Origin of the sequence: Rhodococcus sp. PvR044, from assembly GCF_040548995.1 — a bacterium.
Classification (GTDB): Bacteria; Actinomycetota; Actinomycetes; order Mycobacteriales; family Mycobacteriaceae; genus Rhodococcus_G; species Rhodococcus_G oryzae.
In genome coordinates this window covers 96,761-122,637 of the sequence record NZ_JBEPSX010000008.1, presented here as the reverse complement: position 1 = coordinate 122,637, position 25,877 = coordinate 96,761, and the positions used below count along the sequence as shown (strand labels likewise).

The 25,877-nt window shown below is 68.5% G+C and carries 24 protein-coding genes, 1 tRNA gene and 1 riboswitch; of the genes, 7 read left to right on the top strand and 18 right to left on the bottom strand.

The features are described from left to right. Nucleotides 1-32 precede the first annotated feature (32 nt). Nucleotides 33-107 (top strand) — tRNA-Thr (locus ABIC28_RS18970). A 13-nt stretch (nt 108-120) separates the two neighbouring features. Here the strand turns inward: ABIC28_RS18970 and ABIC28_RS18965 are convergent. After that, on the bottom strand, nt 121-561 hold the full coding sequence (locus ABIC28_RS18965; protein WP_257017483.1) for a tyrosine-type recombinase/integrase: 441 nt from the start codon (nt 559-561) through the stop codon (nt 121-123). A gap of 348 nt (nt 562-909) precedes the next feature. On the opposite strand from ABIC28_RS18965, the gene ABIC28_RS18960 reads away from it, so the two are divergent. Beyond that, nucleotides 910-1,962 carry an acyl-CoA dehydrogenase family protein gene (locus ABIC28_RS18960; protein WP_097211892.1) on the top strand — a complete coding sequence of 351 codons (1,053 nt, stop codon included), beginning with the start codon at nt 910-912 and terminating at the stop codon, nt 1,960-1,962. After that, a complete protein-coding gene (locus ABIC28_RS18955) occupies nt 1,947-3,107 on the top strand; it encodes an acyl-CoA dehydrogenase family protein (protein ID WP_097211893.1) in 1,161 nt (386 codons plus the stop codon). Before ABIC28_RS18960 ends, ABIC28_RS18955 begins: the two co-directional genes overlap by 16 nt. 514 nt (nt 3,108-3,621) lie before the next feature. Here the strand turns inward: ABIC28_RS18955 and ABIC28_RS18950 are convergent. Both ABIC28_RS18950 and ABIC28_RS18945 read right to left on the bottom strand, forming a co-directional pair. Then, complete coding sequence (locus tag ABIC28_RS18950; protein ID WP_097211894.1) at nt 3,622-4,701, bottom strand: acyl-CoA dehydrogenase family protein; 1,080 nt, start codon at nt 4,699-4,701, stop codon at nt 3,622-3,624. Between the two features lie 19 nt (nt 4,702-4,720). Further along, nucleotides 4,721-5,902, bottom strand: coding sequence for an acyl-CoA dehydrogenase family protein (locus ABIC28_RS18945; RefSeq protein ID WP_354580287.1), 1,182 nt, complete (start codon nt 5,900-5,902; stop codon nt 4,721-4,723). A gap of 277 nt (nt 5,903-6,179) precedes the next feature. On the opposite strand from ABIC28_RS18945, the gene ABIC28_RS18940 reads away from it, so the two are divergent. After that, complete coding sequence (locus tag ABIC28_RS18940) at nt 6,180-6,917, top strand: helix-turn-helix domain-containing protein (protein WP_143548457.1); 738 nt, start codon at nt 6,180-6,182, stop codon at nt 6,915-6,917. 479 nt (nt 6,918-7,396) lie between these two features. Continuing rightward, on the top strand, nt 7,397-8,647 hold the full coding sequence (locus ABIC28_RS18935; RefSeq protein WP_097211897.1) for a cation:proton antiporter: 1,251 nt from the start codon (nt 7,397-7,399) through the stop codon (nt 8,645-8,647). On the opposite strand, the gene ABIC28_RS18930 is transcribed toward ABIC28_RS18935, so the two are convergent. The 12 genes from ABIC28_RS18930 to ABIC28_RS18875 all read right to left on the bottom strand — a co-directional run bounded on the left by ABIC28_RS18930 (nt 8,556) and on the right by ABIC28_RS18875 (nt 21,214). After that, the gene (locus tag ABIC28_RS18930) at nt 8,556-9,413 is read right to left on the bottom strand and encodes a pentapeptide repeat-containing protein (RefSeq protein WP_354580284.1); all 858 of its coding nucleotides are present in this window, start codon (nt 9,411-9,413) and stop codon (nt 8,556-8,558) included. The two genes, ABIC28_RS18935 and ABIC28_RS18930, sit on opposite strands and share 92 nt — an antisense overlap. Nucleotides 9,414-9,528: 115 nt before the next feature. Further along, nucleotides 9,529-10,956, bottom strand: coding sequence for an amidase (locus tag ABIC28_RS18925; RefSeq protein ID WP_179800554.1), 1,428 nt, complete (start codon nt 10,954-10,956; stop codon nt 9,529-9,531). 156 nt (nt 10,957-11,112) lie between these two features. After that, nucleotides 11,113-11,472 carry a hypothetical protein gene (locus ABIC28_RS18920; protein ID WP_097211899.1) on the bottom strand — a complete coding sequence of 120 codons (360 nt, stop codon included), beginning with the start codon at nt 11,470-11,472 and terminating at the stop codon, nt 11,113-11,115. Nucleotides 11,473-11,555: 83 nt separating this feature from the next. Beyond that, nucleotides 11,556-11,963, bottom strand: coding sequence for an arsenate reductase ArsC (locus ABIC28_RS18915; RefSeq protein WP_097211900.1), 408 nt, complete (start codon nt 11,961-11,963; stop codon nt 11,556-11,558). Nucleotides 11,964-11,976: 13 nt separating this feature from the next. Then, nucleotides 11,977-13,059, bottom strand: coding sequence for an ACR3 family arsenite efflux transporter (gene arsB, locus ABIC28_RS18910; protein WP_097211901.1), 1,083 nt, complete (start codon nt 13,057-13,059; stop codon nt 11,977-11,979). Further along, the gene (locus ABIC28_RS18905; protein ID WP_097211902.1) at nt 13,056-13,427 is read right to left on the bottom strand and encodes an ArsR/SmtB family transcription factor; all 372 of its coding nucleotides are present in this window, start codon (nt 13,425-13,427) and stop codon (nt 13,056-13,058) included. The genes arsB and ABIC28_RS18905 overlap by 4 nt, the downstream gene beginning before the upstream one ends. 89 nt (nt 13,428-13,516) lie before the next feature. Next, nucleotides 13,517-15,844, bottom strand: coding sequence for an endopeptidase La (gene lon, locus ABIC28_RS18900; RefSeq protein ID WP_354580280.1), 2,328 nt, complete (start codon nt 15,842-15,844; stop codon nt 13,517-13,519). Between the two features lie 261 nt (nt 15,845-16,105). Further along, on the bottom strand, nt 16,106-17,338 hold the full coding sequence (locus tag ABIC28_RS18895) for an APC family permease (protein ID WP_502945048.1): 1,233 nt from the start codon (nt 17,336-17,338) through the stop codon (nt 16,106-16,108). A 57-nt stretch (nt 17,339-17,395) separates the two neighbouring features. Further along, nucleotides 17,396-18,208 carry an ABC transporter gene (locus ABIC28_RS18890; RefSeq protein ID WP_097211903.1) on the bottom strand — a complete coding sequence of 271 codons (813 nt, stop codon included), beginning with the start codon at nt 18,206-18,208 and terminating at the stop codon, nt 17,396-17,398. A gap of 58 nt (nt 18,209-18,266) precedes the next feature. Next, on the bottom strand, nt 18,267-18,581 hold the full coding sequence (locus ABIC28_RS18885) for a DMT family transporter (protein WP_097211904.1): 315 nt from the start codon (nt 18,579-18,581) through the stop codon (nt 18,267-18,269). A 14-nt stretch (nt 18,582-18,595) separates the two neighbouring features. After that, nucleotides 18,596-18,658: riboswitch (guanidine-III (ykkC-III) riboswitch) on the bottom strand. 65 nt (nt 18,659-18,723) lie between these two features. Next, complete coding sequence (locus ABIC28_RS18880) at nt 18,724-19,716, bottom strand: GAF domain-containing protein (RefSeq protein ID WP_097211905.1); 993 nt, start codon at nt 19,714-19,716, stop codon at nt 18,724-18,726. A gap of 19 nt (nt 19,717-19,735) precedes the next feature. Further along, nucleotides 19,736-21,214, bottom strand: a complete 1,479-nt coding sequence (locus tag ABIC28_RS18875) for a cytochrome P450 (protein WP_354580275.1) — start codon at nt 21,212-21,214, stop codon at nt 19,736-19,738. A gap of 409 nt (nt 21,215-21,623) precedes the next feature. On the opposite strand from ABIC28_RS18875, the gene ABIC28_RS18870 reads away from it, so the two are divergent. Further along, on the top strand, nt 21,624-22,334 hold the full coding sequence (locus ABIC28_RS18870; protein ID WP_179800555.1) for a response regulator transcription factor: 711 nt from the start codon (nt 21,624-21,626) through the stop codon (nt 22,332-22,334). After that, the gene (locus ABIC28_RS18865) at nt 22,334-23,743 is read left to right on the top strand and encodes a sensor histidine kinase (protein ID WP_354580272.1); all 1,410 of its coding nucleotides are present in this window, start codon (nt 22,334-22,336) and stop codon (nt 23,741-23,743) included. The genes ABIC28_RS18870 and ABIC28_RS18865 overlap by 1 nt, the downstream gene beginning before the upstream one ends. Before the next feature lie 107 nt (nt 23,744-23,850). Here ABIC28_RS18865 and ABIC28_RS18860 read toward each other — a convergent pair whose 3' ends face one another. Genes ABIC28_RS18860 through ABIC28_RS18850 form a run of 3 tightly spaced genes read right to left on the bottom strand, consistent with a single transcriptional unit; the run spans nt 23,851 to nt 25,787 of the window. Next, nucleotides 23,851-24,276: an HIT family protein gene (locus ABIC28_RS18860; protein ID WP_209927589.1), complete on the bottom strand. Its 426-nt coding sequence runs from the start codon at nt 24,274-24,276 to the stop codon at nt 23,851-23,853. A 7-nt stretch (nt 24,277-24,283) separates the two neighbouring features. Further along, nucleotides 24,284-24,907 carry a dihydrofolate reductase family protein gene (locus ABIC28_RS18855; RefSeq protein WP_097211909.1) on the bottom strand — a complete coding sequence of 208 codons (624 nt, stop codon included), beginning with the start codon at nt 24,905-24,907 and terminating at the stop codon, nt 24,284-24,286. 43 nt (nt 24,908-24,950) lie between these two features. Beyond that, nucleotides 24,951-25,787: an alpha/beta fold hydrolase gene (locus tag ABIC28_RS18850; RefSeq protein WP_097211910.1), complete on the bottom strand. Its 837-nt coding sequence runs from the start codon at nt 25,785-25,787 to the stop codon at nt 24,951-24,953. Nucleotides 25,788-25,877: the final 90 nt, after the last annotated feature.

Below are 25,877 nucleotides of genomic sequence, written 5' to 3'. Positions count from 1 at the left end.
AGGCGGCCAGATATGATGGGCGCGCTTTGTCCGCCTCCTTAGCTCAGTGGTAGAGCACTCGCCTTGTAAGCGAAAGGTCGTCAGTTCAATCCTGACAGGGGGCTCCACGGGATCCGGCGTCTACCAGCGCGAATAGTTGGTGGCGCCGGATTTCTCGTTACAGGATCCGGCGAAACTGTCACGGGTCGTCACAACTGATCGCAAACCCGCGGCGGCGAGCGTGAGCGAATCGTCCTGCGAGTGCATGTAGGTGCGCGTCGTGGATGTCGAGTCAGCGTGCCCGAGCCGCGCCGAGATGACCGCGGTGGGGACGCCCTGCAGGTGCATGAGCGTGCCGCAGGTGTGCCGCGCATCGTGTAGCCGGATCGGCGGAACCTTCGCCGCTGTGCAAATCGTCCGCGGCACAATCGCCTCAATCGGGTGCATTGATAACGGGCCACAGTCACCAACATGTTGCGCCGCGTCGAGGTGACCAGTTGGTAGACCCGCTTGAGATCTTCCTGATGTGGACGTACCCCGACCTGGAGTTGGCAGGAAGATGACTTCGACGGCGGCCGTCACTGACCAATTGCTGGCCACTAAGAGCCAGCCGACCCACACAGCAGAGCTGTCCGCCTAACGTCGTGGCCTAACGGGGAGTCCAAAACTGACCAGGAGGCAGACGGTATGCGTGTTCTTATCAGTGGAGACGCGACATCGTGCTGCTGAGCACCTCCGATACCGACTGGCACGACGACTCGACGCCAGCGTAGACGTTCCTGCCGTGCATCCGCCGCGCCGGTCGGCCAGACCGGCGACTCGGTCGCGGTCGAGCACCGTCAACAACACCTCCATGACGAAGGGCACTCCCGCAACACATTGGGGATTGGTTCAGCGCGCGGCGCTCATCCATCTCGGGAAGGCGTGTAGATGGATTTCAGTTTTGATGAAACGCAGCTTGCCGTCGAAGAAACGGTCCGAGGGGTCCTCTCCCGGGAGTCGCCCTCTGCGCAATTGTGGTCAGTGCTTCAGGATGCAGGATTGCATGTGCTCAGCATTCCGGAGGAGCATGGTGGCGCCGGCCTGGGCGCAGTCGAGGTCGGCATCGTTGCTCAGGCATTGGGTGAAGCTGCCGTAATAAGTCCATTCGTGGGTGCCGGTATTGCTGGCCTGGTGGCATCGCGGACTGCTGCGGGAATCGAGATCGACGACTGGTGCAAGGGCATCGCTTGCGGAGAGGTGACTGCAGTCAGTGCGCGGGCGCCAGGGCGCATGGGCGTTCCTGAAGCAGTCCCGGTCGAGGGCGATGCCGTTGTGAAAATCGATGGTGACTTCAGCGCGGCGCAGTGCGCTGAGAACGCCCGATGGTTACTCATCCCGACTACGACTGGGCCGGGCCTGATCGATGCAACGCAGCAAGGCGTGACGGTCGTACCGATCGCGAGTTCGTTGGGCACTGAAGATCCCAGTGCACCGATCGACAGTCAATTCCGACTCGTAGACGTTCGGTCCAAGCCGGTGTTCGGCGACCGTCCTGATGCACCGGATCTGTTTGCCGATCTTCACCGCACGGTATTCCTTTCCTATGCGAGCGGTCTCCTGAATGGTGCGTTGAAGTTGACGGCGGATCATCTCAGGAGTAGGACACAGTTCGGGCGCCCCTTGGCAACGTTCCAGGCCGCATCGCAGGAGATTGCCGACATCTACGTCCTAGCGACCGCCTTGGAATCGACGTCCCTGTATTGCAACTGGACTCTCGACAACGGTGGGAGTGCCAGCACCGAACTCGATGCTGCCCTGTTCATGTTCGCGGGCGAGGGGCGCGCGGCGATGCAGATGTGTCACCACTTGCACGGGGGACTGGGTGTAGACGTCACTTACCCAATGCACAGGTACTTCTCATTGGCCAAGGATGTCGTGCGCCATTGTGGTGGTGAGAGACAGAATCTCAGAAGGTTGGGTAATCGATGTTCATTGGTCTGACTTCGGAACAAGAGTCACTGCAGAGCGAAATCCGTTCGTATTTCGAATCTCTCGTGAGTGAAGGCGATGTTTCTTCGCTGCTACACGACCGTCACGGCCCAGTGGCCAAACGGATCGTTCGTCAACTCGGACAGGACGGTTGGCTGGGGGTCGGCTGGCCGAAAGAGTTCGGTGGCCGAGGTTTCGGCTCGTTAGAGCAGCAGATCTTCGAGTCGGAGGCGGTGCGCGCGAGCATCCCACTGTCGTCCGTCACCCTGCAAACGGTCGGACCGACTCTGCTGCGATACGGCACTGACGAACAGAAGCAACGCTTCCTGCCGGGCATACTGCGTGGCGAAATCGAGTTTGCGATCGGATACACCGAACCCGACGCGGGTACCGACCTCTTCTCTTTGTCCACCACGGCGAAGAGGCAATCCGACGGGTCGTACGTCGTCAATGGTCAGAAGACTTACACCACCGGCGGGCATAGCGCGGACTACATATGGTTGGCCGCACGGACCGGCAGCGTGGAATCGCGCCACCGCGGTCTGTCGATACTGATCGTCGACACCAACGATCCGGGATTCAGCTGCACCCCGGTCATCTCACTCGACGGCGCACATCACACCAATGCCACCTACTACGAGGACGTGCATGTTCCGGCGTCGATGTTGGTCGGTGAGGAGAACAAGGGGGTAAGGTACCTGATCTCCCAGCTCAATCACGAGCGAGTGATGCTGAGTCCGTCCGGGCGTATCGCTGCTGTCTACGACCTCGTGCACCGTTGGGCCGCATCAGAGGGGTTGTTGGACATTGACGACGTGAGGGAATGTCTTGGAGAAATCGTCGCGGTTCTGAAGGTCAACAACGTATTGAACTGGCGTGTGGTGGCGTCCGCGGGCCCCGAAGGGCCAAGTCAGGCGGACGCGTCTGCTTCCAAGGTGTTTCACACCACCCGCGTGCAACGCGTGGCCCGGATCGCCGAAGACATCATCTACTCGTGGGGTGACCTCGCTGATCCATACACGGCCCAGACCTTGAAATCACTGGACGTTCATTCCAAGCGGAACGTGGTGATTACCTTCGGCGGCGGTGTCAACGAAGTGATGCGAGACATGGTCTCAGAGGTTGGATTGGGCCTGCCGAAAGTCACCCGCAGGTGACGATGATTCACGGTCAAGCACGGCAGGCGACCGATCCGTGCGTTGTTGCGCGATCCAGCGATGGTGAACAGGATCCGCGAGAGCAGTTCCACAAGTCCCTGTGAAATCACTGGAATCAGTGCATGACCGCCGTCTACGCAGTGGCACGCCCTGCGTGCTGAAAGCTGGGTGAGCGGCCCGATGACCGTCACCGCCAGGACGACAGGAGAAGCTGAGTTGGACTCTGGCGTTTCCTCTGGAAGCGCCAGATGCGGCCGCAGGGGTCGTATTTCGCCAATCGATGGCAATGCCAGGAGCTCTCGAAACTTGTGGCGCACGGCTACGTGGATTGTCTGGGTATGTCAGCGTTTCGCTGAGATCGGGCAGGTAGATCAACTCACCCGCGACAACCGACAAACGGTGGGAACTTCGGCCGTTTGTGTCAACGCCCTCGCCAATCGTGACTGAGAACTTCGGTGGCGCAGTTCGACTCGGACCTGCGCCACCGGATACGGCTCCCGGGCGCCGCTATTCGCTACGTCCGCTGGGTCTCGGTGAGGGTGTCGGCCAGCGTTCGAAGTTGTTCGGTGGCAGCACCGAACAGAAATTCGGTGCGTTTGGCGGCCGTAAAGTAGCGATGTACCTGGTAGTCCAGGAAGATGCCGATGCTGGCGTGCACATGGACCATGGTGTGCGCCACCCGATGGCCGGCCTCGGCCGCCCAGAATTTCGCGGTGGCGATTTCGGCATCCGCGAGAAGGCCCTCGGATTCGCGCCAGGCCGCTTGCCAGAGGCTCAGTCGTACCGCCTCGACGTCGAGGTAGGCGTCGGCCAGACGTTGTCTGACCGCCTGGAACTCGCCGATCGGCCTGTCGAATTGCTTTCGGGTGATGGCGTATTCGCTTGTGAGTTCCAGGCCGCGCTCCAAGACGCCGAGTTGGTAGGCACAGGCGGCGATGGTGGCGCGGCGATGCGCCCATCCGGCTGAGCCGTCGCCGGGCGCGCCGAGCGCAGCGGTGCGGCCTACTGCCGTGTCCAGTTCCAGCAGAGCGGCGTCGGAGCCGTCGACGACTTGCTGTTGGGTAGTGCGCAGTCCACGGGTAGCGCGATCGAGCACTAGCAGCAGCGGGCCGCCGTCGGCTACCGCCTCGACGAGGAAGGCATCCGCGAACGCGCCCGCCGGAACTGCGCTGTGCGAGCCGTAGATGCGCCAGCCGGCATCGGTGCGCTCGGCGGTGAATCGGTGGTCTTCCGTGGAGAGAGCCACGGCGACAGTGGCGGTGCCCGCCGCGACCGGAGCGGCCCACCGTGTCTGCTGTTCTTTGTCGCCGAATTGCGCGATCGCGGCAGCTGCGACCGCCGCGCTGGTCAGGTACGGTGCGGGCGCGACTGTGCGGCCGATCTCGATAAGCACGCTGCACTGTTCGAGCACGCTGAACCCGCCGCCGACCGGGGCGGGCAGCGCGGCCTCCAGGAGTCCGGCGCGGGCGAGGGCCGACCATAGCGTGCGGTCGAAACCCGTCGCGTCCGGGATGTTCTTGGCGGTCCAGTCGGTGAGCACGGTGCGGGCCAGTCCGGCCAGGTCGTGCTGGGCATCGGTGAGGGTGAAGTCCATGAGAAGTCCTCGAAATAGGTCAGCGGGTAACAGGCAGGCCGAGCGCGGTCTTGGCGATGATGTCGCGCTGGACCTCATTGGTGCCGCCGCCGAAGGTCAGGATGAGCGATGATCGGTGGAGGCGTTCAATTCGGCCGCGCAGCAGCGCGCCAGCGGAGTTCTGCCGTACCACCGATGCGGCGCCCAGCACCTCCATGAGCGATCGGTAAGCTTCCGTGGCCAATTCGGTGCCGAAGACCTTGGTCGCGGAGGCATCCGCGGGGTGGAGTTCACCGGAGTCCGCAGCCCAGGCTATGCGCCAGTTGCGCAATTTCAGATACTCTATGTGGGCGTGCACGCGAGCGAGATGTAGTCGCGCCCACTCTGAGTCGATAGCCCGGGTACCGTCGGCCCGGGTGGTGGTCTCTGCCCATTCCCAGACCTGGCGAAGCGATTCCTGAAGTGGTGCAGCGGAAGTCAACGCGACTCGCTCGTGATTGAGCTGGTTGGTGATCAGCGGCCAGCCGGCGTTCAGTTCGCCCACCACATTCGTGACGGGCACCCGCACATCGTTGTAGAATGTTGCGCTGGTGCCGGGACCGGCCATGGTGTGAATCCTGCTCCAGGAGAAGCCCGGTGCCGTGGTGGGCACGATTAGAATGGACAGGCCGCGGTGCTTGGTCGCCTCCGGATCGGTACGGGCCGCCAGCCAGATGTAGTCGGCGTATTCGATGAGGCTGGTCCAGGCCTTCTCGCCGTTGATGACGAACTCGCTGCCCTCGCGTACCGCTCGGGTGCGCAGTGACGCCAGATCGGTGCCTGCGTCGGGCTCGGAGTAGCCGATGGAGAAGTGCAACTCGCCCTTGGCAATTCGGGGCAGGAAGAATGCCTTCTGCTCGGGGGTGCCGAAGCGCATGATGGTCGGGCCGACCGTGTTCACGGTCAGGAACGGGAAGGGGACGCCCGCGGCGGCGGCCTCGTCATTGAAGATCAGTTGGTCCATGGCCGGCCGGTTCTGGCCGCCGAATTCCTCGGGCCAGCCCAGGGTCAGCCAGCCGTCGCGGCCGAGGGTGCGAACGACCTCTTTGTAGGCGTCGGGATCGCCGTATTCGCCACCGGATCCAGCTAGAGTCTCGCGGATTTCGGGTGTCATCAGGTCGGTGAAGTAGGAGCGCAACTGCTTGCGCAGCTGCAGTTGTTCGTCGTTGAAGTCGATGTGCATCGTGGTCCTTGGATTCGGATGTCTGAGCTCTTCCGAAAATAGAACAGGCTCACCTCGAAGAAGGGCTGTTGTGTAGCAGGAAGCTGCCGTCCCGCGTGGCAGAGAATTGCCACGCCACAGAGTGCTTTAGTGATCTGATCACTTAGATTGACAGCTTGTCGGGGGTGCCGGTAAGCCTGGTTTTCATAGTCGAAGGTGGGGTCATAGAGCTATGTATCCAGAGGGGACGCAGCACTTTGAAATTGGAGCGAAGCAACCAGACCGGGGTGGGGTGGATGTGGGTTCACTGCTGGCGGAGGCGCGTCGCCTGCTCGATCACGCGATAGACGAACATCACAGTGTCCGCAGTGCGGCCGGAGACGTCGTCCGGTTGCGCCCAGGTGAGGGGTGGGAACGCGATCTACAGCAATTGCTACAACGTGTTCGCAAAGAGGCCATGCTCGCGGTGGCGAGCCCGCTGCGGATCCAGCGGCATTACCAGCCAGGTCGGCGAACGGTCGCGGATATGCTCTCGACCGGTAAGGAAGTCCGTCTGCTGTACACCCAGCACTACGCCGAGACACGCGATTATGAATCGTTGCGGCAACAGCCCGAACTGTGCGACCGGATCCGGGTGTCCAACGCCGACTTCCACAATATGGTCATCATCGATCGACAGGTCGCAGCGGTTTGGGGCGGGACCGGTGAGCAACGGCCCTATGGGTACGTCATCAGCGATCCCGACCTGCTCCGGGTGCTGCATCAATTCGCCATGGTCCTCTGGGAATCGGCGCCAGGGCTGTCCAGGCACTTCACATTGCCGCAACCGGAATTCGCCCAGATGACGCTGGCTGTGTTGCGCGCACTCGACCTCGGATTGAAGGACGAGCTCGCCGCGCGCCGGCTCGCCGTGTCGCTACGAACTTACCGCCGCTACGTTGCCGACATTATGGTTCGACTCGGGGTCACCACCAGGTTCCAAGTCGGCGCTCGCGCGGCAGAGCTTGGTCTGCTCAAGGCATTCTCGGAACAGTGACGTCGAGCGTTGGAGTCGTCGGGTGACCTGTGTACCGACTATGCGGGAACGATGTGATTCCGGACCCTATCGATGACGACTTGTGTCGAGTCGTGCGGCGAACGGCGGCGGACCACGCTCGGCCGCGCAGCTGCGTCGGGCAGATTTCCCCGACGCTGTGGCCCGGCTACATGCCGATCCTCTCGGCGACATAAGTCGCCGAGAGGTGCCGCCTCTGCTTGTGCATGGCGCCGGACCTGCCGCACGGTGACCGCCACTGCGCCGGCCCAGATGACGGCGGCCGAGCCGATCGGCCTCATCCCTTTGCGGCTCCGTACGCGACCATGCGCCGCTCGCGACCGCAAGCGCGACCCGCCCGCTGTTGCGCCCATCGGGACCTTCGCAACGGTGAAGAGTGGAAATTGCCGCTCGGCGCGCGCTGATCGGCGGATACTCGACATGACCTGGTAGCCCGGCGAGGTGAGTGGGGCGGTGGCGGCATGACATGGGCGCTACCCGTGATCGCTGGGGTCCTGCTCGTCTTCGCGGCGCTGTCCCGGCGTCTCGCGGGCACTCCGATCACGGCTCCGATCGTCTTCACCGCGGCAGGCCTCCTGCTCGGGGGGAGGTCTGCGGGTCTGATCGACGTGCACGTCACCGCCGAGACGGTCAAGCTGCTCGCCGAGGTGACGCTCGCGCTGGTGTTGTTCTCCGATGCCGCCCGGGTGGACCTGTCCGCCCTCCGCACCGAGATCTCCCTTCCTGCTCGGTTACTCGGCATCGGCCTGCCGCTGACCATCCTGGCGGGCTTCGGTGCCGCGGTGGTCGTGCTCGGCGACCTCGCCTGGCCCGAGGCACTGCTGCTCGCGGTGATTCTCGCCCCGACCGACGCCGCGCTCGGGCAGGCCGTCGTGACCCTCCGGTCTCTGCCGCTGCGGGTCCGGCAGGGCCTGAACGTCGAGAGCGGGCTCAACGACGGCATCTGCGTGCCGCTCTTCCTCGTCGTGCTGGCCATCGCGGAGGCGGAATCCGGTGCGCTCGGCGGCGGTGCCGCGGCCCGGCTGGTCACCGAGCAGATCGGGTACGGGATCGCGGCGGGCGTCGGAGCGGGCGCGATCGCCGCCACGATCCTGGCCGCCGCGCGTCGGCGCGGCACGATCGACCCGCTGTGGGCGCAGATCGTCCCCGTGACGGCGGCCCTGCTCGCCTACACCGCCGCCGTGCCACTGGGTGGCTCGGGTTTCATCGCCGCGTTCATCGGCGGACTGACCTTCGGCGCGATCCGACGCAGAAGTGGCGGCGGCGAGGAAGAGGGGGCACGCCTGCTCGACGAGGCAGGCGACATGTTCAGCGCCGTGACCTTCATCGTCTTCGGTGCCGTGCTGCTCGGCCCCGCCCTCGGGCACCTGTCCTTGGCCGTGCTCGGCTACGCGGCGCTGAGCCTGACCGTCGTCCGGATGGTCCCCGTCGCGCTGTCACTGGTCGGCACGCACCCGCGTGCGCCGACCGTCGCGTTTCTCGGTTGGTTCGGTCCCCGCGGACTCGCCACGATCGTCTTCGTCATCCTCATCCTCGAGGAACCGGGGCAGCTGCCCCACGAGGACCTGCTCGTGACGACGGCGGTGATCACGATCGGGGCCTCGGTGCTGGCCCACGGGCTCAGCGCGGCGCCGCTGGCCGACCGCTACGCCGCCTGGTTCCGCCGCCACCCGCGCGACGAGGACGACCTCGCGAAGCGGGGTTCGCCGTGAGTCCTTCTGGCGGCGAATCGCCCCAGTGCGGTGGCACCGCCAGCGCGGCGGGCAGGCGGGTCGTCGCGTCGCCCTGTGCGGCGTTGACCTGGAACTGAGTCAGGAAGATGGTCTCGGTCAGATCCGCGCCCCGAAGATCCGCTCCCCGGAAGTCGGCGCCGATGAGATCGGACGACCGCAGGTCGGCCTTACGCAGGTCCGCGCCGATCAGGTACGCGCCCCGCAGGTTCGCGCCCCGCAGGTCCGCACCGCGCAGCTTGGCGCCGATGAGGTCGGCTCCCCGGTGCTCGCGCTTGCGGCCCGGCACGGCCCCGCGGACCAGCTCACTGACCCGGAGCAGGAGCACGTTCACCTCCTGACGGTGGCGATCGACGTCGATCCGGGCCACCGTCGCGGGGTCGCCCTCGGTCAGCTCCACCGTCCGGTCCCAGGCGTCGCGGAGTTCGGCGTGGACCGGTTCGGCGGCCGCGGTCGTCAGCGACTCGTTCAGGTACCAGAGCAGCTCGTGCAGCTGCCGCATGATCGGGAAGACCTCGAACATCGCGCCTGCCCCGGCCGGGTCCCGGCGCCAGTCGCGCCCCTCGAAGGTCTGCTGCGACACCTTCTGGCCTGCGCCGAAGCAGTCGTAGACGGTGCAGCCCGTGAACCCCCTGTGCCGCAGGTCCGTGTGGATCCCGCACCGGAAGTCGTCCAGGAGGTTCGTGCACGGCCGGCCCGCGGACTTGTCGACGGCAAAGTCCGCCGACTTGGCGAAGGGCAGCGCCACGCAGCACAGCGCGAAGCAATTGCCGCAGTCCGCATTCAGGCTAGGGGTCGTCGGTGGGGGCAGCTGGTCGGCAGGCACGGAAGGCGATCTCTCGGTCGGGTGATTGCCCGCGAGTCTAGTTGCCCCGCGGGGGCGCCCAGCCGCCGAAGGCGCGCTCCAACTCGAGCGCGGCGGCGATCGTCAGGTGATCGTTGCCCATCCCGCCGACGATCTGGACGCCCAGCGGCAGCCCGGCCGAGCCCAGCCCGAGCGGTGCCTGGGTGACCGGCAGCCCGGCGAGGCTGAACGGGGCGACCGCGTTGGTCCGCCACGGCTGGCCGGTGGACGCGCCGTGTCGCGGCGCGACGGCGGGCATCGTCGGGTGCAGCAGCAGGCCGTCCCCGATGATCGCCGTCACCTCGTCCGCCGCCGTGTGGGCGGCGGTGGCCAGCCGCCGCACCAGCGGCTTCGGCAACAGCTTCTCGAGAACCTCGCCGATCACCAGCGACCGCATCGGCGCCGTGTGCTTGCCGCGCGGCGCGACCAGTTCCGGCAGCGAGAGGGGATGGGCGCCCTCCCCGCGCATGATCTCCGCGAAGCTGATGCCCGTCTCCTCGGCCAGGACGATGGTGGTGAACAGGCCGATCTGGCGCAGCGACGTCATCGTGACGTGCTCGACCTTTGCGCCTGCGTCCTCCAGCGCGGCGGCGGCCCGGTCCCGCGCGCGCAGCATCTCGCGGCCGGTGCCCGGCAGGAACGCGTCATCGACGAGGGTCACCCGGACGCCGGTCAGCGAGGTCGACGCGGGGTCGTGCAGCGGCACCTCCCGTACGAGGGGGTCGACGCCGTCGGGGCCCGCCATGATCTCCAGCAGGGGCATCAGGTCCTGGGCGCGGCGCGCCAGCGGACCGTTCGCGCACATCCGCGCGACCCCGTAGGGCGGTGGCCAGGATCCGGTGACGGGCAGCAGTCCGGTCGAGGGCCGGTGCCCGAAGACCCCGTTGCAGAAGGCCGGGATGCGAATCGACCCCAGCGTGTCGGTGGCGATCCCGATCGGGGACCCGCCGCTGCCGATCACGGCACCCTCGCCGCCGGAGGAGCCGCCCGCGCTGCGCCGACGGTCGTAGGCGTTGTTGGTGCGCCCGTAGACCCGGTTGTTGCTCTCGATCCACATGCAGCCCTCGGACGTGTTCGTCAGGCCGAGCACGATCGCGCCCGCGTCGAGGACGCGCTGCACCACCGGCGCGTGTGCCGCGGGGCGGATATGCTTGCGCGCAACGACTCCCGCGGTGTTGGGCATGCCTGCGACGGCGAGCGACTCCTTGACGGTCACCGGAACGCCCGCGAGCGGCGGGAGTGCGTCCGGCCCATCGGCGGCCAATCGCGCGTCGACCTCGTCCGCCTCCCGCCGGGCGGCGTCGTACCGTTCGACCACCACCGCGTTCAACGCCGGGTTGACCCGATCGAGCACCGCGATGTGCGCTTCGACCACCTCGCGCGAACTGAGCGACCCCGCCCGGATCGCGCCCGCCAGCGCGACGGCCGACTCCTCGGTGATCTCCACGTACCCTCCTGACCCTGCACTCTGGACGAGCCCGGCCGACTCGTGCGTGACAGTTTGACATGAGATGTCAACGTGCATCGAGGGCGGTCGGGGACCGACGAGAACGCCCCCGCCGAGCAGGTCGGCGGGGGCGTTCTCGTCACGGTGGGGGAGCGGTCAGCACTCGCCCTTGATGCCGGCGTCCACGCCGCGCTGGAAGTCCTTCTGGTCCTGCTCGGACTTGGTGGCCCAGTCCGGCGCGGCCTTCGCGAGGTTCGCGAACTCGGCGCCGATGGCCTCCGGCGTGGCGGCCTCGTCGGTGATGCCTGCGTCCTTGAGGGTCTTGATGTACTCGCTGATCCCGACGCAGGTGTCGTGGTAGATGTCGCCGGTCAGCTGCGGGGTCTCGCCGATCGCCAGCTCCTCGACCGTGCTGGCGGCGGAGTCGCTCGTCTTCTCCTCGGAATCAGAGCTGCAGCCGACGAGGAGGAAGGGCACGGCGGCGGCCGCGACGGCGGCGATCAGGGTTCGTTTCATGCCCGTATCAGTACCAGACGATCGGGCCGGCTCCGACAGCGCACCCCGTTCCGTCCGCTCCCGGATCCGTTGTCCCACAAGAGCTAGTCGGTCGGGGCGAGCTCGGCGATCAGGGCTTCGACGCGGGATCGGATCTCGTCGCGGATCGGGCGCACCTGCTCGACGCCCCGACCGGCCGGATCCGCCAGCTGCCAGTCGCGGTAGCTCACGCCGGGGAACACCGGGCAGCTGTCCCCGCAGCCCATGGTGATGACCACGGTCGAGGACTCGACCGCGTCGGGGGTGAGGATCTTCGGAGACCGTGCGGAGATGTCGATCCCGAGCTCGGCCATCGCGGCGACCGCGGCCGGGTTGACGGCGTCGGCGGGCGCGGAGCCTGCGGAGCGGACCTCGATCGCGTCGCCCGCGAGGTGGGTGAGGAAGCCGGCGGCCATCTGGGATCGGCCGGCGTTGTGGACGCAGACGAACAGGACGCTGGGTGTGGCTGCCATGATCGGCCTTTCGTCAGGCGGGGAGGTTGGCGGAACGGAAGCGCCCGCGCAGCGCGAGCGAGACATAGACGAGCCCGACCAGGACAGGAACCTCGATCAGCGGTCCGACCACCCCGGCCAGCGCCTGCCCGGAGGCGGCGCCGTAGGTGGCGATCGCGACGGCGATGGCGAGCTCGAAGTTGTTGCCCGCGGCGGTGAACGCGAGGGTCGTGGTGCGCTGATAGCCGAGGCCCAGCCCGGCGCCGAGCGCGTAGCCACCGCCCCACATCACCGCGAAGTACACCAGCAAGGGGATCGCGATGCGGACGACATCGAGAGGATGTGAGGTGATCTGATCGCCCTGCAGGGCGAAGAGCACCACGATGGTGAACAGCAGTCCGTACAGCGCCCACGGCCCGACCTTGGGCAGGAACGTGCCCTCGTACCAGTCTCGGCCCCTTGCCTTTTCGCCGAATCGGCGGGACAGGTAGCCGGCGACCAGCGGGATGCCGAGGAAGATCAGCACCGACCTCGCGATCTGCCACGGCGAGGTGTCGATGGTGGTCTGCTCGAGACCGAGCCAGCCGGGCAGAACGGAGAGGTAGAACCAGCCGAGGGCGGCGAACATGATCACCTGGAACACGGAGTTGATCGCGACCAGGACAGCGGCGGCCTCGCGGTCCCCGCAGGCCAGGTCGTTCCAGATGATGACCATCGCGATGCAGCGGGCCAGCCCGACGATGATCAGTCCGGTGCGGTACTCGGGCAGGTCGGGAAGGAAGATCCAGGCCAATGCGAACATCAGCGCGGGGCCGAGCACCCAGTTCAGCACCAGCGAGCTGATCAGGAGCTTGCGGTCGCCGGTGACGGTGTCGAGTCGGTCGTAGCGGACCTTTGCCAGCACCGGGTACATCATGATCAGCAGGCCGAGGGCGATCGGCAGCGAGATGCCGTCGATCTCCACCGCGCTGAGCACGTCGCCGAGTCCCGGGATCATGTTGCCGAGCAGCAGCCCGGCGACCATCGCGGCGCCGATCCACACCGGCAGGAAGCGGTCGAGGGTGGAGAGTTTGCCGACGACGGCCGGATGGCCCCCGGTGGTCGCTGGCGCGCTCACGCGGTCACCGCGGCGGTGGGATCGGCGTCCGCGAGTGCCGACGAGAGTCGGTGCAGCGCGGCGGGGATCACCCGGTAGTAGACCCAGGTGCCGCGGCGCTCGGAGTCCAGCAGGCCCGCCTCGCGCAGCACCTTGAGGTGATGCGAGATCGTCGGCTGGGACAGATCGAAGGAGGGGGAGATGTCGCAGACGCAGGCCTCGCCGCCGTCGTGGCTCGCGATCAGGCTCAGCAGCCGCAGTCGGACCGGGTCGCCAAGGGCCTTGAACGTGCGGGCGATCTCGTGTGCGTGGCCCTCGCTCAGCGGCTCGCGGACCAGCGGCGAGCATCGCTCGGTGACGTCGGTCAGCGCCAGACCTTGATTCGACATGTGTCTATATTGACACCTGTCGATGTAAAGCGCTACCGCAACTGTGCGCGATCCGTACCCCAGTCGGGGTACGGATCGCGCACAAGCGGCTATGCCGCCTGCACCGCCTGCTCCTCGGCGGACGTGATGGCCGACCGCAGCAGGTCCGCGACGTCGGACACCAACCGCACCTCGACGGACTCGAGCACGTCCGCGGGGACGTCGTCCAGGTCCGGCTCGTTGCGGGCGGGCAGGAACACCGTGCTCAGCCCCGCCCGCTGCGCCGCCAGCAGCTTCTGCTTGGCGCCGCCGATCGGCAGCACCCGCCCGTTGAGCGTGACCTCGCCGGTCATGCCGACGTCCGAGCGCACCGGGCGGCCCAACGCCAGCGACACCAGCGCCGTCACCATCGTCACCCCGGCGGACGGCCCGTCCTTGGGCACCGCACCCGCGGGGACGTGGATGTGGATGCTCCGGTCCAGGGCGGCGGGGTCGACGCCCAGTTCCTTCGCGTGCGAGCGGACGTAGGACAGCGCGATCTGCGCCGACTCCTTCATCACGTCGCCGAGCTGCCCGGTCAGGGTCAGCCCCGCCTTGCCCTCGGTGGCGTTCGCCTCGATGAACAGCACGTCCCCGCCGAGCCCGGTGACGGCGAGCCCGGTCGCGACCCCGGGAACCGAGGTCCGCTCGTGTGCCTCGGGGGTGAAGCGCGGCCGGCCCAGGAGGTCCCTGAGCTGGTCGACGCCGATCACGACCCGCTCCGGCGCGGCGATGCCCGCGAGCCGGGTCGCGGCCTTGCGGAGCGCCTTCGCCAGCAGCCGTTCGAGCTGCCGCAACCCGGCCTCCCTGGTGTAGTCGGCCGCGATCTCGCGCAGCGCGTCCTCGGTGACCTCGACCTCGTCCGCGGTGAGCGCGGCGCGTTCGAGCTGGCGCGGCATCAGGAAGTCCCTGGCGATCGCCACCTTGTCGTCGGCGGTGTAGCCGTCGACGGTGACGAGCTCCATGCGGTCCAGCAGGGCGGCCGGGATCGACTCCACCACGTTGGCCGTCCCGATGAACACCACATCGGACAGGTCGAGGTCGAGATCGAGGTAGTGGTCACGGAAGGTGTGGTTCTGCGCCGGGTCCAGCACCTCGAGCAGGGCCGCCGCGGGGTCGCCGCGGTAGTCCGAGCCCACCTTGTCGATCTCGTCGAGCAGCACGACCGGGTTCATCGAGCCGGCCTCGTTGATCGCGCGGACGATCCGCCCGGGCAGCGCGCCGACGTAGGTGCGCCGGTGCCCGCGGATCTCCGCCTCGTCGCGGACGCCACCGAGCGCGACGCGAACGAACTTGCGTCCCAACGCTCGTGCGACGCTCTCGCCCAGCGAGGTCTTGCCGACGCCGGGCGGGCCGGCGAGCACCATGACCGCGCCCGAGCCGCGACCGCCGACGACCTCCATGCCCCGCTCCGCGCGGCGCGCGCGGACCGCCAGGTACTCCACGATCCGGTCCTTGACCTCCTCCAGGCCGTGGTGGTCGGCGTCGAGGACCGCGCGGGCGGCCGCGACGTCGGTGCTGTCCGTGGTGCGGACCGTCCACGGCAGTTCGAGCACCGTGTCGAGCCACGTGCGGATCCAGCCGGACTCGGGGCTCTGATCGCCCGCCCGTTCCAGCCGGCCGACCTCGCGTAATGCGGCCTCGCGCACCGAATCCGGCAGGTCCGCGCCCTCGACGCGGGAACGGTAGTCGTCCGCCCCGTCCGCCTCGCCCTCGCCGAGTTCCTTGCGGATCGCGGCGAGCTGCTGCCGCAGCAGGAACTCGCGCTGGCTCTTCTCCATGCCCTCGCGGACGTCGTCGCCGATCTTGTCGGCCACCTCGACCTCGGCGAGGTGCTCCTTCGTCCAGTCGATCAACACGGTCAGACGCTCTGTCGCCGAAGGCGTTTCGAGGAGCTGTCGCTTCTGCAGGTCGGTCAGGTAAGGGGCGTATCCGGCGGTGTCGGCGATGGCCGAGGGGTCGGTGAGCCGGTTGACCGAGTCGATGACCTGCCAGGCCTCGCGGCGCTGCAGGACCGCGACCACCAGGTTCTTGTACTCGTGGGCGAGTTCGGTGGTCCGGCCGTCGGGCGCGTGGTCCTCGACGAGTTCGGCCTCGACCCACAGCGCGGCGCCCGGTCCGGTGACGCCGGTGCCGATGCGGGCGCGCCTGCCGGCCTTGAGCACGGCGGCCGGGGCCCCGCCGCTTAGCCTGCCGATCTGTTCGATGGAGGCGACCACGCCGAACGCCGCGTATCGGTCCTCGAGGCGTGGGGCGAGCAGCACGCGGCCGTCGCTGCTGCTGCGGGCCGCGTCGATGGCGGCCTGTGCCGGTTCGTCGAGCTCGATGGGGACGACCATTCCTGGCAGCACCACCGGTTCCGCCACGAACAGCACGGGGAGACGTTCGGTTGTTGTCATGACCCTGCCCTTCTGAAGTTGAGCGTGCGATGCTCAACCTCGTCGATTAGGGGTCTGTTCCCGCCACTGCGGCGTTTCGCCGTGGGCGGACGCGGCGCCGAAGTGTGGCGCGAGAGATAGGTGAGGCTACCCTGTGTTTCTGTTCACGCTTAGCCCTGTTCGGCGGCGACCTCTTCAGCTTCGCGATCCACGTCAACCTCTGACGCACGCAGCGCGACAAAGGGGCGCCTCCCGGCGGGGAGGCGCCCCCTTCTGCCTGGGTCACGGGGAGGTCGTGTGCCGCCTGGCCGCGTACACCAGCGCACCCACGCCGAGCACCGCCAGCCCGCTGAGCACGGAGGCGAGGGGCAGCGCGAAACCCAGCACCACGCAGCCGAGGGCGCCGAGGATCGGGACCCCCGGCCACGCCCTGCCCTCCGCGCGCGTCAGCGTCAGCGCCGAGCAGTTCGCGATCAGGTAGTAGGCCAGCACGGCGAACGAGGAGAACCCGATCGCGTGCCGCAGGTCCGCGACCGCGGCGAGCACCGCGACGACCGCGCCCACCAGCAGCTCCGCGCGGTGCGGCACGCCGAAGCGCGGGTGCACGGCGGCCAGCCCGCGCGGCAGGTGGCCGTCGCGCGCCATCGCCAGGGTGGTGCGCGAGACCCCGAGGATCAGCGCGAGCAGCGAGCCGAGCGCGGCGAGCACCGCACCGACCCGGACCACCGGCTCCAGACCGGGCGCCCCCGCGGCCCGCACCACTTGCGCCAGCGGATCGGTCGCCGCCGCCAGCCCCTGCGGGCCAAGGGTTTTCAGGGCCGCCGCCGCGACCAGGGCGTACACCACCAACGTGATGCCCAGCGCGATGGGGATGGCAAGGCCGATGGTGCGGCGCGGGTCGCGGACCTCCTCGCCGAGGGTGGCGATCCGGGCGTAGCCTGCGAACGCGAAGAACAGCAGTCCGGCGGCCTGCAGCACACCCAAGGCGCCGCCCGAGCCGCCGTCCGCCCAGCGGCTCGGCGCCGCGGAGCCCAGGCCCACGACGACCACGACCGCCAGCACGGCGAGCACCACCGCGACCAGGACCCGGGTCAGCAGCGCCGACTTCTGCACTCCCACATAGTTGACCGCGGTCAGCGCGAGCACGGAGGCCACAGCGACGGCGTGCGCGTGCGCGGGCCAGGCGTAGGCCCCGACGGTCAGGGCGATCGCGGCGCAGGACGCGGTCTTGCCGATCACGAAGCCCCAGCCGGCCAGGTATCCCCAGAACTCGCCGAGCCGCTCGCGGCCGTACACATAGGTCCCGCCCGAGCTCGGGTATCGGGCCGCGAGCCGGGCGGACGAGGTGGCGTTGCAGTAGGCGACAATCCCGGCGACCGCCAGCGCGAGGGGCAGCGCTGTCCCGGCGGCCTGCGCGGCAGGGGCGAGGGCGGCGAAGATCCCGGCCCCGATCATCGAGCCGAGGCCGATCAGCACGCTGTCGCGGACCCCGAGCGTGCGGGCGAGTTCGGGCACCGTCACACGGTAGGGGTGGATTCGGCGCAGCGCCACCGGAACCGGTTGCCGCGGCGTCTAGCTGTATTCGGTGCCGTTGCCCCGGCCGCCCTTGAGCCAGCGGCCGGGCAGCCGGCCGGCGAGGTCGCCGAGCGGGCCCACCGCCGCGCTGAGGACCCCAACGGTCTCGCGGAGCAGTTCGATGCTGTCGCCCATCTTCTCGAGGTTGGGCGCCAGGGACGCCAGCGTCTCGGAGAGGCTGACGATCTGGTCGAGCGGTCCGCCGTCCGCGATGATCCGTTCGAGCGCGCCGTCCTTGGCCAGCAGCGTCTCGAGGATGCCGTCCTCCTCGAGCGCGCGCTCGATGAGTCCGCCCTCGCGGGTGAGGGTTTCGAGCGGACCGGCGGTGGCGGTGAGGCGTTCGAGCGGTCCGTCCTCGGCGGTGAGCCGGTCGAGCAGCCCGCCGGGGGCGAGCAGCCGCTCCACCGGTCCGTCCACGTCGAGCAGTCGGTCGACAGGGCCGCCGGTGGCGAGCACACGCTCGAGCGGCCCGCCCGGTTCGATGATCCGTTCCAGGGTGCCGCCGGGTGCGGTGAGCCGGTCGACAACGCCGCCCGGTTCGAGGAGTCGGTCCAGTGGCCCGCCGGGGCGCATCGCCTGGCCGAGTGGACGCTGGTCCGAGGCGAGCTCGGCGACCTGTTGCAGCAGCTTCAGCGGTCCGGAGGGGTTGGCCGAGGCGAACCCGCCGAGGCTCGCCGCCGCCCCGGGGGAGGTCGAGGCGGCGAGCATGACGCGGGCGGCGCCGAGGGCGGTTTCGGCCACCCCCAGAGCCGAGTCGGTGATCGCGAGGCTGGCCCGCACCGGGAGTGTGACCATCGCCACCAGGTTCATGAAGTAACTGTAACCCTGGGGTGACGGGCAACACGCCCGGTCCGGGTGCGGCGGGTTGTCAGTGCAGGACCTTGAGTCCGATCACGCAGCCGACGATGCCGAGGATCAGCAGGACCTTGACGATCGACGACGATTCGGAGCCGGTGATCATCGCGTAGGCGACCGTGAGGGACGCGCCGATGCCGACCCACACCGCATACGAGGTACCGATGGGGAGAGAGCGCATCGCGTAGGCGAGCCCGCCCATGCTGATCACGAGGGCGACGCCGAACACGATCGAGGGGTTGAGCTTCGAGAAACCCTCGGACTTACCGAGAGCGGTGGCCCAGATGGCCTCGAAGATTCCAGAAATGACGAGCACGATCCATGCCATGGTGTGATTCTCCCAAGGCACCGTCTTGTCGCTGGCCGGGTACGGTGCTGCTCGTCCGGATGTCATGTTGACGTCTTTACCGTAGCAAACGAAATGCCCCGGGTGCGGGTGTCTTCGGTCACCACCGCCGCAAAGGCGGACGTCAGCTCCGCGGCACCCGCGAGATCTGAACGATCGCAAGGCGATTGCCCAGCCCGCCCGGATACGGCGAGATGCGCAGGCTGGACAGCGCCCACTCGTCCTCGCCCGCCCGAAGCCGTGCCACCGCCTCGACGGGCTCGACGGATCCGGAATCGAAGCGGGCGCGGGCCAGCTCCAGCACGCCCTGATCCTCCGGGTGGATGACCCGGTTGCCGCCCTCGATGCCGCGCCAGTGCACCCACGGGGCCGGCTCTGCCAGCCACATGGTCAGCACCCCCAGCTCGGTCTCGAACAGCGCGGTGTAGATCCCGGCCCCCCGCATCACCTCCTGCATGCCGAGCTCTGCGAGCGTCGGCCTGCGGGGCTCGACCGTGTCGGTGACGTCGTGCCAGAGCAGGCGCAGGCCCGCCTGCCCCGGTTCGGTCCTGGCCCTGGCCCAGCAGTGCCACCGCATGATCCGGCCGTCGGCGTGCAGCACGCTCATGTCGGCGTCCCATCGGGCGCCAGGCTGAGGATTGAAGGCCAGTGCGAACAGCGATTCCGACTCGTCGAACTTGACCGCCTTGGCGTAGTACTCGGCAGGCGTCCGTTCGGTGACGTGGTCGGCGGGGCTGACCCCGGACATCATCGACGCCTCGAGCGTCTGCGCGATCATGAGGCGCTCGAGCAACCAGGAGATGCCGGAGGCCATCCGCGGCGGCGAGGGCGGGGCGTCGGCCTCCCCGATCCACAGCTGGACGCCGTGGGTGTCGCCGGACGGTCCGAGGACGGGGAAGGCCTCGAGGCGGTACCGCTTGCGCTCGCCCCTCTGGCTCTGCGCCTCGAGGACCTCGCGGCGGCGGCCGGACCGCACGGCCTCGACCAGTGGTTCGACCCGGACGCCGGGGGCGGGCGACAGCCGGCCGGCCGAGGTCCACGCGCGCACCGTTCCGCCGGTGCTGACCACGGTGGGCGAGTCCTCGGCCAACGTTTCGATCAAGTGCCATTCGTTCACGGTGTCTCGACGCTCCCGGTCATCGCGATCGGATCCGGAGCGTGAAGCCGCGTGGCTTGAGGGTGACCGCTTCCTGGATGTCCAGTGTGTACGCCGGGTCGCCGGTGAACTCGTACCGGCGCAGCAGTTCCGCCAGCGTCAGCACGGCCTCGTGGAGCGCGAACTGGCGCCCGATGCAGGACCGGGGGCCGGTCCCGAACGGCCGGTACGCGTCGCGCGGCCGCTTGCGGGCCTGTTCCGGCAGGAAACGGTCCGGGTCGAAGGTCTCGGTGTCGTTTCCCCACACCGGGTCTCGATGCAGCTGCGGTAGCAGCACGAACACCCAGGATCCCATTGGCATCGCGTACCGGCCGCCGAGCATCGTGTCCGTCCGGACCTTGCGGAAGTAGCCAGGCGCGGCGGGCCACAGGCGCAGGGTCTCGTCGACCACCCGGCGCAGGTACCGCAATTTCCCGATCTGGTCGAAGGAGAGCGGGGCGTCGCCGGGGGCCACGGCGACGATCTCCGCGCGGGCTGCGGCCGCGATCTCCGGGTGCTTGGCCAGGTAGTAGAGGGCGAATCCGAGTGTCCCCGCTGTGGTCTCGTTGCCAGCGACCAGAAACGTGAGTACCTGGTTGCGGATGTTCACCGGGTCGAGGGATTCCCCGCTGGCCGGGTCGACGGTGCCCAGCATCAGGTCGAGGAGGTCGTCGTGACCACCCTGGTGTCGGCTCCGCTCCGCGATCACGTCGTCGACGACCGAGCGCATCAGAGCGATATCGGCCTTGTGCTGTTCGGCGGCCTTCCGGCCGAACAGCTTTCGCACGAAAGGAAGGTCGTTCGAGGTGCGGTTGATGTGAGCCAGCGCCCGCGACATGGCCGTCACGAACGGGTCCTCTGACACTGGTCGCTCCGCGGGCTCCGCTCCTGCGGACTTCGTGAACGAGCCGAAGTCGTAGCCGAACCCGGCCAGTCCGATCACATCGAGGGTGAGCCGGTTCATGTCCCGGGAGACGTCGACCGGGTCGCCGGTGGCCGCGGCCCCATCCCACGCCGACCGGAGGCCGTCGAGGGCCCGGAGCATCGAACCGTGATAGCCGCGCAGCGCGGCCTGGCTGAAGCCGGGGGCCAGGATGTTGTGTGCCTTGGCCCAGTTCGGCTCGTTGTTGAACGCCGTGAACAACCCGTCCTCCGCAATGCTGCGGAGTTTGCGGATCGGCTGGCCGAGGGACTTCGCCCAGGTCGATTCGTCGTTGACCTCCGACACCAGGTCGACGCCAGAGACGACGACGAGGCGCTGGCCGACGATCTTGCGCTCGAAGATCGGGCCCAGTTCGGCGGCCATCCGCATTTCCTTCTGCACCGGCTTGGCCGGGTCGACGCTCAGCAGATCGCCCAGCACAGGTAGCCGGTGGCGGGGCCTCGGGATGACGGCTGCCGGCCCCACCGGCGCGGCCGGCGCCGGATCGGTCGCAGGGGTCGGCCCGGCGATGGTGTGCGGGCACTTGTCGGCGGTCACACCCAGAGTCTGCCGCATCGCCGGGTGCGGGGATCCGCGGTGTCGGCAGGTGCTCGTCGGTGGGTCGTCCGCCGGGCGAATCCCAGGTGGGACCGCCCGGCGGGCGCCTCGCGATCCGGACCCCTCGAGAATGCGTGAGCACCCGATTTCCGGATCGAGTCGGAGGACGGCACGAAAGGGACGCCGGACGGCGCGCGTCCGGTGCTGTGACCGTCGAGGTCGGCGTGGCCCTGAGAGAATCAGGCAAGCCACACCGTGAGTGCTGCATCCGGTTCCGACGTCGACAGGAACCGGGGAACTCCCGAGGGAGCGCAAGGGAAACTCTAGCGCACGGGTCCTCGAGCCGACTGACAGGAAGTTCACAGCCGATGTCCAGCCTCCTGGCAGCGATCACGAACAAGATGGGGGAGTGAGCGCCACCAGAACCGAGGCCAGGGTGTTGGTCGTCGACGACGAGCCGACCATCGTCGAACTGCTGTCGGTGAGCCTGCGGTTCCAGGGCTTCGAGGTCGAGACCGCCGCCACCGGGCCGGAGGCCCTCGACCGGGCGCGCGGCTTCCGGCCGGACGCGGTGATCCTGGACGTGATGATGCCCGGCATGGACGGCTTCGGCCTGCTGCGCAGGCTGCGGGCCGACGGCGTCGACGCGCCGGTGCTGTTCCTCACCGCGCGGGACGCGGTGGAGGACAAGGTCGCCGGGCTCACCCTCGGCGCCGATGACTACGTCACCAAACCGTTCAGCCTCGAGGAGGTGGTGGCCCGGCTGCGGGTGATCCTGCGACGGGCGGCGGGCGGCGCGCAGTCCGCCGAGTCCGCACGTATCCGGTTCGCGGACCTCGAGCTCGACGACGACACCCATGAGGCGTGGAAGGCAGGCGAGCCGGTGTCGTTGTCGCCGACGGAGTTCACGCTGCTGCGGTACTTCATGGTCAACGCAGGCGTGGTGCTGAGCAAGCCGCGGATCCTCGATCACGTGTGGCACTACGACTTCGGCGGCGAGGTCGGGGTGGTCGAGTCGTACGTGTCGTACCTGCGGCGCAAGGTCGACACCGGGGACCGGCGGCTGATCCACACCCTGCGCGGGGTCGGCTACGTGATGCGCGAGCCCAGGGAGCCGTGATGGCGCGCCGGGTCCCGCTGCGGTTGTCGCTGGTGGCGGCGCTCGTGCTGCTCGCGGGCCTGGGGTTGCTCGTGTCAGGGGTTGCGGTCACCTCGTCGCTGGAGAACTCGTTGGTCGCCCGCACCGACGAGGTGCTGCGCGACGCGGCGCACGGCTGGGCGAAGCCCCAGGCGCTGCCGTTGCCGCCGCCTCCGTTCGCGCTGCCCGCGCCCGGGCCCGACCGGCCGCCGACCCAGTTCTTCGTCCTCGTGCAGGCCCCCGGCGGACAGCCCCAGTTCGTCATCAACGACGACGCCAGCCAACCGGATCTGCCGCAGGATCTCGGTTCGGAGCCGGTCACGGTGGGCTCGGTCGGTGACCCAGGGGAGCGGTGGCGGGTGCTGGCCAACACCTCGCCGATGGGCACGGTGACGGTCGCGGTGAGCCTGTCCGACGTCGACGCCACCGTGCAACGGCTGGTGATCCTCCAGCTCGTGATCGGGGCCGTGGTTCTGCTGATCCTGGCCGTGCTCGGGTACTTCGTCGTTTGGCGCAGCCTGCGCCCGCTGGTCGAGGTGGAGCACACGGCCGCGGCCATCGCGGCCGGGGACCTGCACAGCCGGGTGCCCGAGTACGGCGGCAGGACCGAGGTCGGCAGGTTGTCGGCGGCGCTCAACGGGATGCTCGCCCAGATCCAGACCGCGTTCGCGGCCACCGAGGCCTCCGAGGAATCGGCCCGCCGGTCCGAGCAGAAGATGCGACGCTTCGTCGCCGACGCCAGCCACGAGTTGCGAACCCCGCTGACCACCATCCGCGGGTTCGCCGAGCTGTACCGGCAGGGCGCGATGACCGACACCGGGCTGCTGATGGCGCGGATCGAGGGCGAGGCCGCCCGGATGGGCCTGCTGGTCGAGGACCTGCTGATGCTGGCCCGGCTCGACGCGCAGCGCCCGCTCGAACGCGCGCCGGTGGATCTGCTCACCGTCGCCTCCGACGCGGTCCACGATGCCAGAGCAGTTGCCCCACAACGCGAGATCGGGCTCGAGGTGCTCGGCGGCCCCGGGCAGGCCGAGGTGCTCGGCGACGAGGCGCGGCTTCGCCAGGTGCTCGGCAACCTGGTGGGCAACGCGCTCAGCCACACCCCGGCCGACGCCGCGGTCACCGTCCGGGTCGGGACCGAGGGGCCGGATGCCGTGCTGGAGGTCGCCGACACGGGGCCTGGACTGGACGCGGAGACGCGGGAGCGGGTCTTCGAGCGGTTCTACCGCGCGGACAGCTCTCGCACCAGGGAGTCCGGCGGCAGCGGGCTGGGCCTGTCCATCGTGTCGGCGCTGGTCGCCGCGCACGGCGGCACGGTCGCGGTGGAGTCGCCGGAGGGCGGCGGCGCGGTGTTCCGGGTGCTGCTGCCGCGGATCGAGCGGCCCGACTAGCCCCACCGGCCGGCGGCGGCAGCGTGCCCCGCCGAGTGTGCACCTGTGTGCGCACCCACTCGACGTTTGCGACAGCAGGTGCACACTCGGCGGAACCAGCGGCGGTGTCAGGCCGGGACGTTCGCCCCGTGGCCGAGCTCGCGCAGCGTCGCCTTGATGGTGGCCTGCGCCTCGTCCAGGGACTCCGGCGAGGGGTTCGGGTCGGCGCCCGAGATGTTGAAGTCGCCGAGGCTGAATGCCGGGAACACGTGCAGGTGCAGGTGCGGCACCTCCAGCCCGGCGATCAGCAGTCCGGCGCGCGGGGCGTCGAAGCCCTTGCGCACCGCCTGCCCGACGATCTGCGCGACCTTCGTGCACTTGGCGAGCACCTCGCCGTCGAGGTCCTGCCACTGGTCGATCTCGGCGCGCGGGACCACCAGCGTGTGGCCCTGGGTGATCGGGTTGATGGTGAGGAAGGCGACGACCTCGTCGTCCTCCCAGACGAACCGGCCCGGGAGGTCGCCGGCGATGATCATGCTGAAGACGGATGCCATGCCGCGATTATGCCGGGTGACCCGATACGTCGGCGAGATGCACTTTGGCGTCGTCGTAGCCGGCGGAGCCAGCGGCTTCGGCGGAGGTGTAGATCAGGTGCAGCACCCCGGTGGTGAACGTCTGGGCGGAGATCAGGCGCAGTGGGATCGGCGCGCCCTCCTCGAACAGCCGCTTGCCGCTGCGCAGGGCGATGGGGTGCACGAGCAGATGCAGTTCGTCGATCAGCCCCGCTGCCAGCAACTGCTGGACGATCGACGGGGAACCGCTCATGGCGATATCCGTCGCGCCCGGCTGCTGCTTGAGCTCGGTGACGGCGTCGACCAGCTCGCCCGCCAGCTGTTCGGAGTTGCGCCAGGTGAATTCGAGATCCCGGCGGGAGACGACGATCTTGCGGGCATCGCCGAGGGCCTTGGCCATGCCGGCGTCCTCGCCGCCCGTGGCTTCCCGCCCCGGCCAGGCTCCGGCGAAACTGTCGTAGGTCTCGCGGCCGAGGAGCAGGGTGTCGGCTGACGCGAGCTGCGAGCCGACGGCCGCGCCCATCTCGTCGTTGAAGTAGGGGAAGTGCCAGTCCTGAGGTTCGCCGACGACGCCGTCGAGCGAAATGAACAGGCCTGCGGTGATTCTGCGCATGGGAGTGCTCCTGGCGGTGTGGTCGGGCGCGGCTGCGAGCGGATCAGACGGCGTATTTTGCTGTACCGGTGAGGAATTCGCCTGCGGGCGGGGTGAGGAGCGCGATGTTCGGGTTGTGACTCAGCTTGGCCAGTTCCACGTGCTGGGCGTTGGGCAGGGCCGCGGTGATCGCGCGAGCGGCGGTGCGCAGCAGATCGCCGCTCTTTCCGCCGGAGATGACCAGGGTCGGCACGGTGATGTCGGACCAATCCGCCGCGCGCAGCGGTTCGCCGCGCATGTAGTCGCCCATGACGGCCCAATCATGTGCGGTCGCAGGGGCGGTCGCCTTCAGGCTCTTCCAGAACGGTGTGAACCGCATGACGGCGACGAAGGGGCGGGGCATGCCCATGGCGTGGGTCATGTAGAACTTCACGACGTCGGCGCGGCGGTCCTCGGCGATCAGCTTGTGCAGCGTCACATCAAGATCCGCGGCGGGAACGAAGTCCTCGTGGTTCACCACGAACGGCGGTTCGAAGGCGATGACCTTGGTGATGCCGGGCACCCGGCCCGAGGCGGCCGCCAGCAGCGCGAGTCCCGCGCCGGAGGACCAGCCGAACAGTGCGGCGGATCCACCCGTCGCCTCCACCAGGGCGGCGATATCGTCGATCTCGTTCTCGACGTCGTACACGCCCGGCGAATCGCTGCTGTCGCCCCGGCCGCGACGGTCGTAATTGATGACGGTGAGACGGTATTCATCGGCCAGCTTCTGGGCCAGCTCCACCATTTTCGGGAATGCGCGGTAGCTGAATGCACCACCGACGAGAATGACTGTTCCGGCATCGCCACCGACGTAGCGGTCGAAGGCGAGCGTGATTCCGGCTGGCGTGGTGATGGATTCCATGATCTGAGTCCTTTCGTCGAACTCTCTTGTCACCGTTCGGTGGGTTCAGCAATAGAGACGGCGGTCGGCTCCGGTACTCATCGCCACCGA